This is a genomic window from Chryseotalea sanaruensis (assembly GCF_003990915.1).
Lineage (GTDB): Bacteria > Bacteroidota > Bacteroidia > Cytophagales > Cyclobacteriaceae > Chryseotalea > Chryseotalea sanaruensis.
On sequence record NZ_BHXQ01000001.1, the window covers coordinates 128,448 to 142,469 of the forward strand.

Consider the following 14,022-nt stretch of genomic DNA (forward strand, 5'->3'; position numbering starts at 1 on the left):
GTTTATTCTAAATTCTATAAATCTCCGTTAGCATCGAGCTTCAGGAGCATTACTTTTCTGAAGTCGATACCAAATTCAGATGAGCCAAGCACCAAATAGCCTCCATCTTTTGTTTGGATAACACAAGCGCCTTCTTCATCCTGTGAGCCGCCATAATTTTTTGTCCAGATTTCTTCTCCAATGGTATTTAGTCTTGCGATAAACAAATCAGTTCCACCATTACCAGTAGTATTTACTGAAGCACCATTACCCAATAAGATTAATCCACCATCGCTAGTACCCTCTATTGCTTTCCCTTCGTCATTTCCGGTTGCGAAATCTAAATTTTTAGAGAAAATAGGGGCGGTTTCCGTAGGGCTGAACTTAACCACATACATATCATTATCGGTTCCTGTAGAACTAGTTCCTATAAGCGCATAGCCAGAAAAACCTCCTTTAACCTCACAGGCATCACTAGCGGTTTCTGTGGTGGTGTTGGGTTGATCAGGCTTTACCGAAATCGCCTGCTGATCATTTTGGTTATAAGTGAATAAACGCATTTCACTCTCAGTTGAACCACCCCAAACAAGCTTCTCCTGGTTATTCACAAAAATTTTTCTTGCGACAACACCAATGCCATCTCCATAAAAGCGTTGCCAGATTCTTGTTAAGTCAGTAGTGGAAATTTCTGTGACCATCATTTTATTGGTGCCATAATTATTTACAGAAGAGAGTACTATAAAATTACCATTGGCATTAAGGGCAATACCTCTTCCGGTTATTGATATATCTTCTAATTCTACATTACCGGTTTCAGCAGCCAGATCAGTACCGCTAACAGATGTATGAGGCGTAAACATTCTTTCATCTCCTTCACTTAAAACAACGCCATCTTTTATGGGTGCACCATCTTTGTTTACAAGTAGTAGTGCCAGGTTGGCAAGTGAGGTACTGCCTGTACTTGAAATATTCTGATTTATTAATTCTTCGCCAACAATAGCGTAGTTGTCACCTTGCTGGATAATCATGAACCCCCTGAGACTATAAACATTTGCACCAGGTTGCTCTAATTCATTTTCAGCCGGGAATTTAGGGTAAACTTCTTCCCATTGCAGGTTTCCATAGAAATCTGTTTTAATCAGTTTGATTTTGTAAAAAAAGACTGATTGATTATCCGTTCCTATTTGAATATTATTCAATAGCAGGTAGCCATCACTGGTTTCTATTACTTGTTGTGGTTGATGACTGTATTGACTTCCGAAATAGCGGATATAAGTGTTCTCATTTGCCAGATCAGCATTGTCTTCCGATTGGCAAGCGCTAACTATTATTAACAGGATAAGTATAAAGCGATTCATTTTATTTAATCAATTTCTTAGGGTTGAAATAAGGGTAGATCAAACCAATAGAGATTGACGCCTGATTGATCTTGAAATCATTATTAACGTAACCATAGCGGGTTAATATTTCTATATTATCCCCCTCCATTTTGTAACGATTATCGGTATTTACAATATTGTTTAAGCCATAGTAATAGCGCAAATCAGCCGTCAGGTATACCGTTGCGATCTTAATTTTCCCGCCAACCAGTAGTACTCCGGCAAAATTGAGTGATTTATAATTGTCCGTATTATCAAGTTCAGCACCGCTCACATCATCGCCCCGAGGCTCTAATTGAAGCTCGCCTAGAAATTTAGAGCTATTGGCCCCCATGTAAGATGTTGCTAGTCCTGCCCCTGCATAAGGTTGCACTAACCCGCGCAATAAGGTTTTCTTGAACATGTAATTACCAATCAGATTAAATTGGAAAGTGCTTTGCTGTATAATTGCTTCCAGACCGGTAGCATCACTTACATTGTCTGCTGTATTATCATCGCTAAAAGCTTCTTTATTAGCGTATGTAAATGAATGTCCACTTAGCAGGAATTCCGGAGCAAGTACAATTTTATCTTTCAGTATGCTTTTCTCAAAAGCAAGACCACCCACAAAGCGTGCATTGCTCTTATAGGTTCCTTTACCCTGACTATTTGCAAAAACAGTATAGTGCTCCTGCACGTGAACACGGGTTGAGAGCATACCGCCTCTTACACCAATTGATAAAACTGGCTTGGTGCGGAACTTAGCATAAAGATTTCTGAATTCAGCAGGGTCAACATCGCTTGGTTTAAAAAAATTGTCAGTCCTTAAGAGATCTAACATAGCCTCATCAGCCTTTTGCGGTTCTTCCAGGTAGATGTAGGTTAGGACAAGTAGTTTATAGGCTTCAATTCTTTCATTTTTTGAAAAGTTATTCAAGCAATCATCCAATAAACTTTGCATTTCATGCAAGCGACCCTGCTCATAGGTAGCACGTGCAGTACGTAGTGTTTGTACGCAACGGGGATCGGTAGTTTGCGCTACACCTATTGAAAAAGATAGAAATAGCAGGAACAGCGGTAAAACCGTTTTCATTGTAAGGGGTATCATTTTTAAATCTAGTACTCTACTTATTGTCAGGAAGGTTGCTACATGTGATTTCGCGCGTAAGCGCTTTGTCAACATTAACTTCCCATTCTTCTTGCGTTAGGTTTCTGGTTAAATGCGTACATAATAAATTAGACATGGTCTTCATGTTGGTTGGCCAGGCATGAATTGTCTCACTTGATTTTTCAGAGTTGCTGTTCATACCAGCAAGTAATTGTTCATCATCTAAAGTAAACACTGCAGTTCTTACCCAGTCAGCATGATCATCTAATACAATAGGTTGCTGATTCAGCTGACTCAAATTCCAAAGTCGCACTGTTTTATCATAGCTGGCCGTAGCCATAAAGGTGCCTGTATGATTAAAAGTAATCTGTTCAATGGCAGAAGTATGCCCGGATAAAACACGCATAGGTATTGAGTTGTCCAGCGTAAGTATTCTTACTATCCCCTCTGCATCTCCAAACACTAACTTCTTATCATCACGTGTAAAGCCGGCTCCGGTTAACGGGACAGCTACTGATTTACCACCTCTTGTTTTAGGCGTAGTCTTAAATAGGGTAGTAGTAGTAAAGTTATTGTTGATATCCCAAATAAATAAAGTTCCATTGTTACCTGTGCCGGCTAGTTTCTTGCCGTCTTTACTTAATGAAATGCTATTGATCTTTTCAGTGCTTTTGATTACTTCCTTCACCGAACTCAGATCAGAATATTTGATGCTGCTTCCAGCATTGTCGCGAGCAAAAAATCCTTTACCATCATTGGTAAAATTCAAATTGTCGATGTCAAAAGTAAAGCCTCCTATTTTTTTCGGTGGAGCCGACATGTTTCGTAGGTCATACAGCTCAACATAATTCTGGGTAGACAAGCCGTTAGCTAAACCACCTGCTATCATGTAATTTCCATCAGGACTTACATCCAAGCTATAAACCAGATAGTTGCTACGCTTATCAACAAGTATTTCACTCGACCATTGGTTATTGCGATATGTCCAGGCAAGAATACGTCCATCGCTACCTCCGGAGTAAATTTTTCTTGTTTTCGCATCACTGATTAATATCCGACAAGCACCGGCATCGTGACCTAATAGATTTTTAGTAAGTGGATCGTCTTGTTTTTTTAATGCACGGAACAAGCCGGTATAAATATCGTTGTCGTATTCATACCCGTTGTAGGTTTTGTTAAAAATGAAAGCCTGTTGTGCTAATAAAGATTGAAGCTCTTTGTCAGGTTGCTCCTTCGATTTTACTGCAATCTGTTTTGCTGTGGCAATGTATTGGCGCTCTTTCGCAAGTATGCTTTGTCTTAGCGCTTCATCAGCATTGGTTTGCGCTAGCTTTTCATTATCCTCAGCACGCTGCTTTTCAAAATTTGCTATTTCCTCATTTTTTTCAGCGAGTAGTTTTTGAGCTTCTGCACGCTGCTTTTGAAGCAAGGCATTTTTCTCACTTTCTACAGCTGCTATTCTTGCTCTTTCAGCTTGTGCCTGCGCAATTTTGGCGCTATCTCTTTGTATTTCAGCGTAATGCGCAGCGTCTTCAGCTCTTTTAGCATTATCATCAGCGAGTTGTTTTTGAACTAATGTCGCAGCTTGTGCTTTTTCCGCTTCAGTCATCTGAATGAAAGCAAACACAATACCCACAAGTGCTACAATCATACCAGCAGCCAATACTAATGCTACAATCCGTGCGCGTTGTAACTTTCTTTTCTGCTCTAATTCCTTAATGCGCTGTTCTGTCTCGAATTCTTTTTTAGAATACTCAAGAAAGATCATCGTGCGTTCGAAGGCAGGATTGTAACGTTGTCCCCAAACCAGTGTTGGTTTGTGTTTAGCTTGCCAGTTAAGCGCTAATTGTAAATCAGGTGGTCTCCACAAACCTGCTTTTCCGACCTGGTACATAGCAGCTGCTTCTGCAAGACGCGTGTACATTTGTACAGCATCGGCTTCATCATCCACCCAGTTTTTTAAACGCACCCAAATGCGCATCAATGATTCATGCGAAATGTCGACCATTGATTTAGAGGCAATGGGCAAACCGTAGCCTGGTGTTAATAGTGAACGACCGGGTTCGCGGAATTTTTCAATGATAGCAACTACATCTTCTTCTGAACAATCAGCAATAGCTGCAATTTCATTTAAACGGGTAGGGCGTCTGATACCAAAGTTTTCACCACGCTTTTCAGTAATGGCTTTAAAGAGAATTTCGCATACGCGTTTTTGCTCTTCATCCAATTCATCATAGGCTTCATTGGCGTGCATACTCAAGGCTTCGGACATGGTACCGATAGCCTCGTAATGCTTCAAATCAAGTGCCTCTGTATCGTAGTCTTTGTACTTGGCCCAGTACGACCATGTACGCATCAACGCGTGCTGCAGAATTGGTAATTGGTCAGGGTTATCCCCCAAATCATTTAATAGTTGTTGCGATAGGCGAGGAGCAATGGTTGCACCGCCTACAGCTACCGGCCCTTCAATGGCTCTGCGCTTTTGATCGCGCGTCATCTGAGGAATCAGGTAGTGACTATCGTTTATTTTTCTGGTGAGCTCAGGAAACTGGGCACACTCACCAATAAAATCCGAACGCATAGTAATCGCCACATAAATGGGCGCGTCCGGATAGTTTACAGCCTCCATCAATAAATTGATAAAGGCTAATGATTCGTTTACTGAATTAGGATCAGTACCGTCTTTAAAACGGAATAATTCTTCAAACTGATCGACTAGGATCAAATAATTTACATCAGCTGAACGCCTTGATTGTTCAACAGCTTCAACCAAACCCAATGAAGAGCTACGAAGTAGTGTAGAGAAGATGGTTCGCTTTATTCTTTTTTCTTCAGGATCTGCAGAGATGTATTCAGGATTGTTCTTGATCAGGGCCTCAGCCATATTATCAATAGGGCCACCACCTGGACGTGTTACAACCACTTCCCAGTTAGGACTGGCATCAGTTAGGAAACCACCATACAATATTGGTAATACACCACAATAGATGAAGGATGACTTACCACTACCACTTGGGCCGATAACACCTACGAATCTGCTCTTGGAGAGTTTAAGAAGCACTTCATCACTTTGGCCTTCACGACCAAAGAACAAGTGACTTTCATCGATTTGAAAAGGTCGCAGCCCGGGGAAGGGGTTGGCGGCTACTTTATCTACAACTTCCATACTCATGTTGCTCGATTAAAATTCTTTTAAGAATGATTTAACATTTTCAAGTGAATGCTGTGCTTCGCCCTGAAATACTCTTATGTTTTGGCTACGATAACTTTCGGCATTAATAGCTGTGCCATCGCCAGTATAAATCGCTTTGCCCATAATGGGTTTCTTTCTACCAAAGCCGGGCGCTTTTAATAAGTCAAGCACCTTCATTCTCACCCATTGTTCGTTTACTTTACCTTTAAAGATTATAGCTGCATCAAAGCTTCTTAAATTATCAATATGTTTTTTTCTTAGATCAAGCAATTCTCCTTCAAACTCGGGTAATAAAACTTTATAGCCCGATTTTTCTATTACTTCCGCCAGTGCCTTTACTTCCTGCTGGTCTACCCGATCATGTACTAAGTAAACAGACTTGCCTAGTTCAGCGCCAGAGCCTTTGCGTTCAAGGGATTCTACCAACTCTTCGCGCATAATATTTTTAAAGTCTTCCAACGGTGTTTGTAGAATTTCTGCACCTTCTTGCGCTTCAACATCGCGTTTAATGCTTTCTATAAACGATTTCTGACGATCACTGGCATTGGCAATTACTGGTGAAATCCAGATAAGACGGGAAAATTCACCATCACTTTGTTTGGCACGCGAACTTCTTTCTGCTGATAACCTATTTTGAATATCAACGATTGATCTTTCGGAGCCTTCTGGGATTTCACCATAAGCACTACCAATAAGGTGGATCGAAAGACTACATTCTTCTAAATCTTTCTTAACTACCTTTTCAAGTTCTCCCAAGGTCCCTGGCAAAGTTTGCTGTGGCATTACAATGTAGCCGTGTCGGATTAGTTCTCGCTTAATAATGTTGCGCTGTACTGAAAGGTCGTGACCAGTTTCGGCCAGATAAATATTTTTACGTTTGTAAATATTTCTGATTTCTGTACCCTTACCCATAGCCCGTAGTTGCATCAATGAATCAAAGATATCGTAGGCTAAATCCACCATCTTCATCCAATATTGACGTTCTGCTTCAAGGCTAAAGTAGTCAGTGTACTCTTTGGTATCCCCGGTTTCAGTATCGATCTGATACATTTCATAACCGATTAGCTCTCGTAATCTTGGTGGTTGTTCCTGGTTACTCAGTGGTGCTTTAAAAACTTTAAACACTCTGTTGGCTTTTCTTTCAGAATTCTGAATAGCCTTATAAAATGTCTCAACATTGTCCAGGCATCTTCCGGACTGGATGAAATCTTTAGAAAGCACCGTTGCCAATACCCCCACGTTGGTCATATCCGGGGCAGTCACTGTATCGAATTCTGATTTTAACAGGATATTTGGTTTTTCCCCTAAAACCTGCATGAGCATTAGCTCGAGAAAACGCTTAAAGTCAGACACCCAGCCTGAGGTCTTTTTTTTCTGAGGCTCATTATCGTTATCCGCAAAAATTATTAATACATCGACATCGATTTGCATGGAAGGGGGCAGTTATGGGTTTTAAAAATTATAGGTTCGCTACTTTTGCTGATTGCGTTACATTCTTAATTAATTGTTGTACCAACTCATGGTGGTTAGCTATTACAAAATAGAAATCTGTCAAACTTATTCTGAATACAATACTTCGCTCTGAGGCGATAACTGTATTGGCCTCTGGAGCAGGAGCATCTTGAAATAAGTCACCGTATACATCACCTTTTTTCATAACGGTTACCAATTGATCATTATGTTGAAGGCGTACTTCACCATGTGCTACCATCAACAGAGGAGTATCTATTGTGCTCGAAGTAAAGGTTATTGTTTCTCCAGCCCTTAATTCAAGTGGAGCAATCTTATCCACCAAATCACTTAACATTACACCATGGATATGTTGAAATGCTTTTAGTTCTTTAAGGAAGAAGACCATTTCTATTCCGAGGAAGAAACCATCATCCAAACCATCTAGCAGTTGGTTGTTTTCAATAGAGCCATCAAGGAATTTCTTGTCTTTTAAGGGAAGTCTGTCTACTACAGTTTGATAAGCTTTTTTATCCTTGTTGTAAATTACCCAGGCAGCAGTCTCCTGCAAGAGCCTATCTCTATTAAAAAGCTGAGCTATTAACCCCCGACTCACCCTGAACTCAGGCAGATAAGCAGCTGAATGTATAGCACACATTTTAGTCCAGCGATTATTCTGATTGAAATCGCGGTTAAGGATGTAGTTAATAACCTGTATAGGAGAATAGGTTTCTCTAGGGAAATACACCTGTAATTCTTCAAGTTTTACTGAAACAGGCTTGTCATCAAAAAGCGGAAATAGTTTTGGTTTAAGGTCATTATCAACAAAAATATCCATCAACTCCAATGCGAAAGTGATGCCATCCGGATCGCCCGAGTCTATATTTTCTCTAACAAGCTGAATATTTTGTGGATCGTAAAGCAATGATAAGAGCAAGGTAATCTGATCGAAATTTTCAGCGATTTCTTCCTTCAATGCTTGTCTCAGGTATTGAAAATATTCGTTTTTGGGTAGCTCAGTAACAGCTGCCAGGTTCCACATGGTTTTGCCTATTTCTTCATCAAGCAAGACCATGACTTCCTGTGCTTCTCTGCCAATAGCTTTGTGGTTAATGTAACGTAGGGTGTATAAGATTTGCTTAACAATGCGTTTATCAGGGTAGTCTGCTTTTTTCCAGAGTAAATCCAATGCGGCAGGTCCTCCAATTCGCCCCATAATTTGGACTAACCGTAACATCACCAGATCACTCTGGCTACTTTTATGAAAAGCGGCATCTAATGAAGGGAGAACTGCTTCACCGGCCTCACGTAAAGCGGCAGCCGCATGATGACCATAAGCAGGGGAGTTAAGCAATTCAATCAATACTGGCCAAGTCTCAGAGCGTTTTACCTTACGCGCAGTTAACAGGGCTTCATAACGAACGCGTGGGTCCACATCGCGCATTAACTCAAGCAACACAAAAATTGTTCTTTGCGAAATTAATTTCCGTAAGAGCTTGGCAGCTAATATTCTATCCGGTGATTTATTGGATTTCCCCAGCTTCATTAATTTATCCGGAGAGATAGAAAGCAAATCGCTATCCTCAGATTCACCAATAGCGAGTAGTGCCAATGATTTTGTTTCTGAATTAGGTGCGAAGTCCTGATCTATACCAAGTTCCTGGATTTTGCCTTTAGCAAACTCACGAACTTTTTTATTCTCATTGTCAGCAAGTCTGATTAAAGAGGATTCGAACACTGCAGGCTCGAGTTTTTCCATCAGTTTAAGTCCGTAAATAACTTTCTCTTCACCGGAGCTATTCACCTCTAGTTCAAGAACATTATTAACAGTAAAAGCTTTTTCGTTTTTCTTTTCGGTTGTGGCTCGCTCTTTACCTTTACTAAGGGCACCCTGCAAGGTTTGTCTGTACGATGTATTTAATCGGTTTGCTACTAGGTACCAAATCACAAACATGGGGATAGCGAAAATGGTAAAGTAGATCAGTTGCGTTAATTGCACTTTTAAGATCAATAAAATGAGGGCTCCGGCTAATAAGTTACCAAGGGCTAACACGGTTCCCTCCAGCTTGGTTTGCACATCCAGGCGGTGTTCACTATCTACTGGAAGCATGTAGAGCTTCATTACCGGTTCATCAAGTGCTTCGCGTGTGGCTTGCATTACCAGCTTACTCATGGCAATCATGATGAAGAAAATAACAAATGATTGACCAGCAGCTGCAGTATAACCAAAAGAAAGCCCCAACAATAAGGCGCCTACAGTGAAAAGACCAGTAAGGATAGGGTTGATGATGGAGGCCACCCGCATGCCGTACATTGAAACTATTTTATCGGCAGCAAATGTTTGGAAGAGGAAGCTGAATATAACCACAACTGCCTCGAAGTAACTTAAGAAGGTTGGTACATAGTCTTTATCAAAGTAAATCTGTGTTGTCTGTAGAAAAGAGAAGTCTACAAATCGCAGAGCTACCATGGTTATGATGACGAAAATTGACATGTAGAAGACATAGCGAATCTTGAAAATTTGCATGAAATCCAGCTTTTGGTGCTTTCTCTTCTCTTCAGCCAAAGAGGCACCATGAGATAAAAAACGAATAGATAAAATCGCAAAAAGTAAAAAGTATCCAGTTACTGAGACCAGGCCAATGGAGTAAAGCGCGGCTGTATCTACATAATTTAAAATTTGGGGGATCGAGAAAAAAGCAATCAAGGAAGCTATCAAGAAACCGGCATCCACGCTTCCGAGTAATCGTTTGGATTCCCGGAGGTTAAACAAACGGCCAAAGGAACCCCAAAAAACCAATAGGGTAATAAAAGTAAAGGGTAAAATAAGGGTAAAACCGATGTAATGGATGGTATCAGGGTTGCTAAACAGGTTTTCGCCAAACTCAATGAGGGCTGTTAGCCCCATTATGGTAAGCAAACTTGCACAACCCAAAAGGATAAAGGGTATCCTGTTTTGGAAATAATTGTAGATGAAGGTTGCCATAAGGGCAAAAAGTCCAGACACTACAAAAGCTGTCGCCAGGTCTTCCTGATCTGGGTAATGCTCTAGAAATAATGACTGCGCTGCTACAGATAGGCATGCAATAAACATCCCCATAAAAAAACCCATAACGAGCAACAGGGTCATTCTCCCAGATTCTTCAGGCTCAATGCCTAAGGTCTTATATAGTTTAGATAGCATAGTTTGCGACCAACATCCCTAAAATTCGGTATAATCAATTAAAAATCCTATAGATTTACTTTTGCAAATTCTTGCAACTTTACGGCTATTATTACATTCGGTTGCATTTTTTAATGATTCATAACAGATTGGTACTTTATTTGCCAACAAGCGATTCTATGAAACTACAGATTATCAACACCTTCTCTTCAATAATCCTGCTTTTCTTGTTTGTATCCAGTATGGTTACAGAGGTTCAGGCGCAAACTAAAGTCCTGGCTGATGCAGAGCGCTACTTCAGTATTCGAAACTACGAGCAAGCGCTACCTCTTTACGAACAAGCAATACAGGAGGGTACTAAAGACCCAGGCGTTTATTATAAAGCTGGACTATGCCTGCAAAAATCCACTAACCTCAATGATCAGATAAAAGCAATACCCTACCTTGAATTTGCTTTATCAAATTCTAAGGACATTCCGGTAATCACCTATTTTGAATTGGGAGAGCTTCACTTAAAAAATGAAAGTATTGACAAGGCTATAGAGAACTATGATAAATATAAGAGCCTGACGCAGCCAGATAAAAAAGCGCAGGCAATGGCTGACAATGCCATAACCACAGCTCGTAATGCTATTACCTTTATGTCTGTTCCGCGAGATTTTAAAGTGCATAGTATGGGGCAGAATGTAAATACTGCCTATACAGAATACAATCCTGTTGTATCAGCAGATGAAAGTGTACTTGCTTTTACTGCTTTGCGACCTAACACAGGTAAAACCAGAAGTGGAGATAAATTTATTGAAGAGATTTTGATCTCAAACAATCAATCTGGGATATGGTCACTACCTCAGGTAGTAAATGTGTACTCTGATTACAACGTAGGTACTGCTGGTATTTCTCCTGACGGCCAGAAAATGTTGATTTTTATAGGAGGAGCAAGTGACCCAGGTAATTTATTTCAAATCAACAGAGCAGGCAGCGATTGGTCTAAACCAACTTTAATTACACCAGTACTCAATTCACCATCTTTGGAAACCACTGCCAGCATTACTCCCGATGGCAAAACAATATATTTTGCCAGCGATAGAAAGGGTGGTAAAGGTGGCTTAGATATTTATAAAACTACCCTTCAGTCTAATGGTGCATGGGGCCCTGCAGTAAATTTAGGTGCCCCTGTTAATACTGAAGCGAACGAAGATGCTCCATTTATACATCCGAATCAGACAACCCTTTATTTCACTTCCGATGGACATAATTCAATGGGGGGTAGAGATATTTTTAAAACCACTCTGGTTAGCAATGCATGGTCAAATCCGGAGAACATGGGTTATCCTGTAAACACAACGGCTAACGATAATTACTTTACCTTATTAGCAGATGGCCGCAGGGCTTATTTCTCTTCCGACCGTAAAGGAGGCCTTGGCGCACAGGATATCTATTATATAGACATGCCAGAATCTTCCAGTATTCCATTAACCATGATAAAGGGTAAGATATTAGATGCTGAAACGAATAAACCAATTCCGACTAAAATCTATTTGATCGATAATGAGACAGATAAAAAACTTGATTTCGTTTATCATCCTGACCCAGAGACTGGTGCATACCTGGTTATATTACCACCAGCCAAAAACTATGATATGGTTATTGAAAGTGAAGGTTTTCTGCCTTATACATTAAATGTTAATGTTCCCAATCAAACATATTTCTATGAATTGTATCAACAGATTAAATTAAAGACGATTAAACAATTTGATGTAGTAGTTGGACAGGAAGTGCAGGTAAAAAACGCATTCTACGACACAAATCAGGATGCAAAAACAGATATCAGAAAAACACATGAATCTAAACTGGTACAATCAGGTACTGTAGATGTGTACGATATGATGTTGGATCTGATGGCATCATCTGACAAAGAAGGCATTGACTATCTGGTTGATTTAATTCAGTTGGATAATTCTGTAGATGAAATAAATTTTGACGAAAGAACTAATAGCAAATTGGAAGTTGCTGCACGCACTTATTACTATGATGAGAGTGATGAAAGCAAATTTGAGAAAAAGGTAGTCGATGGACAGACTATCTTATCACTACCCACTTTTATGGTGGCTGAAGAAGCGAAGAAACAAAAAGATCAACCACAGAAAAAAGAACTGACAGATAAAAGTGTCTTAAACAAGTCTGCAAAGATTTTCTTTGATGCAGGCAAGAGTGATATCAAAGCACAGTATAACACTTCGTTAGATGCCTTGTTAGTAGAGTTAGAGAAATATCCTGAATTAGGTATAGAAATTTCGGGCTTTGCTTCTGCAGAGGGTTCTGAAGAATTAAATAGAGAGCTTTCTAATAAACGCGCTATTGCAGTACTGGAATATTTCAATCACAAAGGTATTGTAAGAAGACGCGTAGTTGCTAAAGGTTTGGGGGTTACCAAAGATGCCGTAGCTGCTAAAGAGGAGGGAAGACGTGTAGAGGTAAGGTTAGTTGAATTAGAGCGATAGAGTTTTTCTTACGCTATAAATAAATAAAGGAGGCTCTAGCCTCCTTTATTTATTCCAGAGTATTGAGCTGTCTCCATAACTAAGAAAACGATAATCGTTGCTCAATGCTTCATTATAGATACTTTTCCAGTCATCGCCAACAAATGCTGCCACCAATAGCATGAGGGTTGAACCTGGTTGATGAAAATTGGTTACTAAAGCATTACAGATTTTAAACTGATAACCAGGATGAATATAAATGGCTGTACTGGCCATCAAAAGATCAATCTCTTCAGCATTTAGGTAATTAACAATAGCCTCAATTGCTTCTTTGGCATCAGGAACAAGCGTATGCTGTTGATAAGCAAAATGCTGATCAATGAAAAAAGGATCAGCCAGCTTGTTTAATAATTTCAATCCTATCCAGTACAAACTCTCCAGGGTGCGCATAGAGGTAGTCCCTACAGGAATAATCGGACCTTCATGATTTATAAGTGATCTCAGACTTTCTATGTTTACAACAATCTGTTCCTGGTGCATGCTGTGTTCCAATGCATTTAGGGTTTTAACCGGTTGAAAAGTTCCGGCACTCACATGTAGGGTTACATAAAGCTGATTTACTCCTTTATTTTGCAGTTGTTTTATTGTGCCATCGGTAAAATGCAGCCCCGCAGTTGGTGCGGCCACTGCACCCTCATGAGCAGAGTAAACCGTTTGGTAACGTTGTTTATCCTCTGCTTCTGGCGAGCGTTTCAAATAGGGGGGTAGTGGCGTTTCGCCTGATAAACTAATAATTTCAGCAAAACTAAGATCGCCATCCCAGCTGAATTCTACAACATGACTTTCTCTGTTCAGGAGTTTTGCATTAAGGCTATGTAAGCCGATTACCTTTTTTAAAATCACATCCTGATTCCACCGTTTAAGATTGCCAATCGTACAATGCCACTGACAAGTCTTTTTGCTTTGCATTGCCTCAATTAGCAATGCCGAGGGTTGGGTTGGGTTAAGCAGGAAAAGTTCAATACTCGCACCCGTATCTTTAATGAAATGTAGTCTGGCTGGGATTACCTTAGTGTTATTAAAAACCATAAGTGCTCCCGTTGGTATTTCCTTAACAATGGATGTAAAGCGGTCATGCCTAATCACTCCATCTTTATAAATCAATAATTTTGATTGATCTCTCTCCGGTAAAGGGTATTTGGCAATTCTTTCTTCGGGAAGGGAGTAACTATATGCTTCAATATTAATCATACCGTTGCAAAAATAAGTGCTAACATGTTAACTTAACAGCT

The 14,022-nt window shown here is 40.1% G+C and carries 7 protein-coding genes; 1 reads left to right on the forward strand and 6 read right to left on the reverse strand.

Annotated features, from left to right (window positions below):
* Positions 1 to 14: 14 nt before the first annotated feature.
* The 5 genes from SanaruYs_RS00445 to SanaruYs_RS00465 are packed head-to-tail and all read right to left on the reverse strand — an operon-like array spanning position 15 to position 10,271.
* Entirely contained in the window at positions 15 to 1,337 is a 1,323-nt protein-coding gene (locus SanaruYs_RS00445) for a hypothetical protein (protein WP_127120544.1), read from the reverse strand.
* Between the two features lies 1 nt (position 1,338).
* The gene (locus SanaruYs_RS00450; RefSeq protein WP_160118552.1) at positions 1,339 to 2,445 is read right to left on the reverse strand and encodes an outer membrane beta-barrel protein; all 1,107 of its coding nucleotides are present in this window, start codon (positions 2,443 to 2,445) and stop codon (positions 1,339 to 1,341) included.
* Positions 2,446 to 2,461: 16 nt separating this feature from the next.
* Positions 2,462 to 5,617 (reverse strand): nSTAND1 domain-containing NTPase, encoded by a 3,156-nt coding sequence (locus SanaruYs_RS00455; RefSeq protein ID WP_127120546.1) that lies wholly within the window; start codon positions 5,615 to 5,617, stop codon positions 2,462 to 2,464.
* 9 nt (positions 5,618 to 5,626) lie between these two features.
* The gene (locus SanaruYs_RS00460) at positions 5,627 to 7,069 is read right to left on the reverse strand and encodes a DUF4062 domain-containing protein (RefSeq protein WP_127120547.1); all 1,443 of its coding nucleotides are present in this window, start codon (positions 7,067 to 7,069) and stop codon (positions 5,627 to 5,629) included.
* Positions 7,070 to 7,097: 28 nt separating this feature from the next.
* The gene (locus SanaruYs_RS00465) at positions 7,098 to 10,271 is read right to left on the reverse strand and encodes a cyclic nucleotide-binding domain-containing protein (protein ID WP_127120548.1); all 3,174 of its coding nucleotides are present in this window, start codon (positions 10,269 to 10,271) and stop codon (positions 7,098 to 7,100) included.
* 158 nt (positions 10,272 to 10,429) lie between these two features.
* Between SanaruYs_RS00465 and SanaruYs_RS00470 the strand changes: the two genes are divergently transcribed.
* Positions 10,430 to 12,751 carry an OmpA family protein gene (locus tag SanaruYs_RS00470; protein WP_127120549.1) on the forward strand — a complete coding sequence of 774 codons (2,322 nt, stop codon included), beginning with the start codon at positions 10,430 to 10,432 and terminating at the stop codon, positions 12,749 to 12,751.
* 45 nt (positions 12,752 to 12,796) lie between these two features.
* On the opposite strand, the gene SanaruYs_RS00475 is transcribed toward SanaruYs_RS00470, so the two are convergent.
* On the reverse strand, positions 12,797 to 13,981 hold the full coding sequence (locus tag SanaruYs_RS00475; RefSeq protein ID WP_127120550.1) for an S-adenosylmethionine:tRNA ribosyltransferase-isomerase: 1,185 nt from the start codon (positions 13,979 to 13,981) through the stop codon (positions 12,797 to 12,799).
* Positions 13,982 to 14,022: the final 41 nt, after the last annotated feature.

Bases quoted from the DNA above. Each gene is read 5' to 3' on its own strand.
- SanaruYs_RS00445 (WP_127120544.1), bottom strand. From the start codon at position 1,337: ATGAATCGCTTTATACTTATCCTGTTAATAATAGTTAGCGCTTGCCAA.
- SanaruYs_RS00450 (WP_160118552.1), bottom strand. From the start codon at position 2,445: ATGATACCCCTTACAATGAAAACGGTTTTACCGCTGTTCCTGCTATTT.
- SanaruYs_RS00455 (WP_127120546.1), bottom strand. From the start codon at position 5,617: ATGAGTATGGAAGTTGTAGATAAAGTAGCCGCCAACCCCTTCCCCGGG.
- SanaruYs_RS00460 (WP_127120547.1), bottom strand. From the start codon at position 7,069: ATGCAAATCGATGTCGATGTATTAATAATTTTTGCGGATAACGATAAT.
- SanaruYs_RS00465 (WP_127120548.1), bottom strand. From the start codon at position 10,271: ATGCTATCTAAACTATATAAGACCTTAGGCATTGAGCCTGAAGAATCT.
- SanaruYs_RS00470 (WP_127120549.1), top strand. From the start codon at position 10,430: ATGAAACTACAGATTATCAACACCTTCTCTTCAATAATCCTGCTTTTC.
- SanaruYs_RS00475 (WP_127120550.1), bottom strand. From the start codon at position 13,981: ATGATTAATATTGAAGCATATAGTTACTCCCTTCCCGAAGAAAGAATT.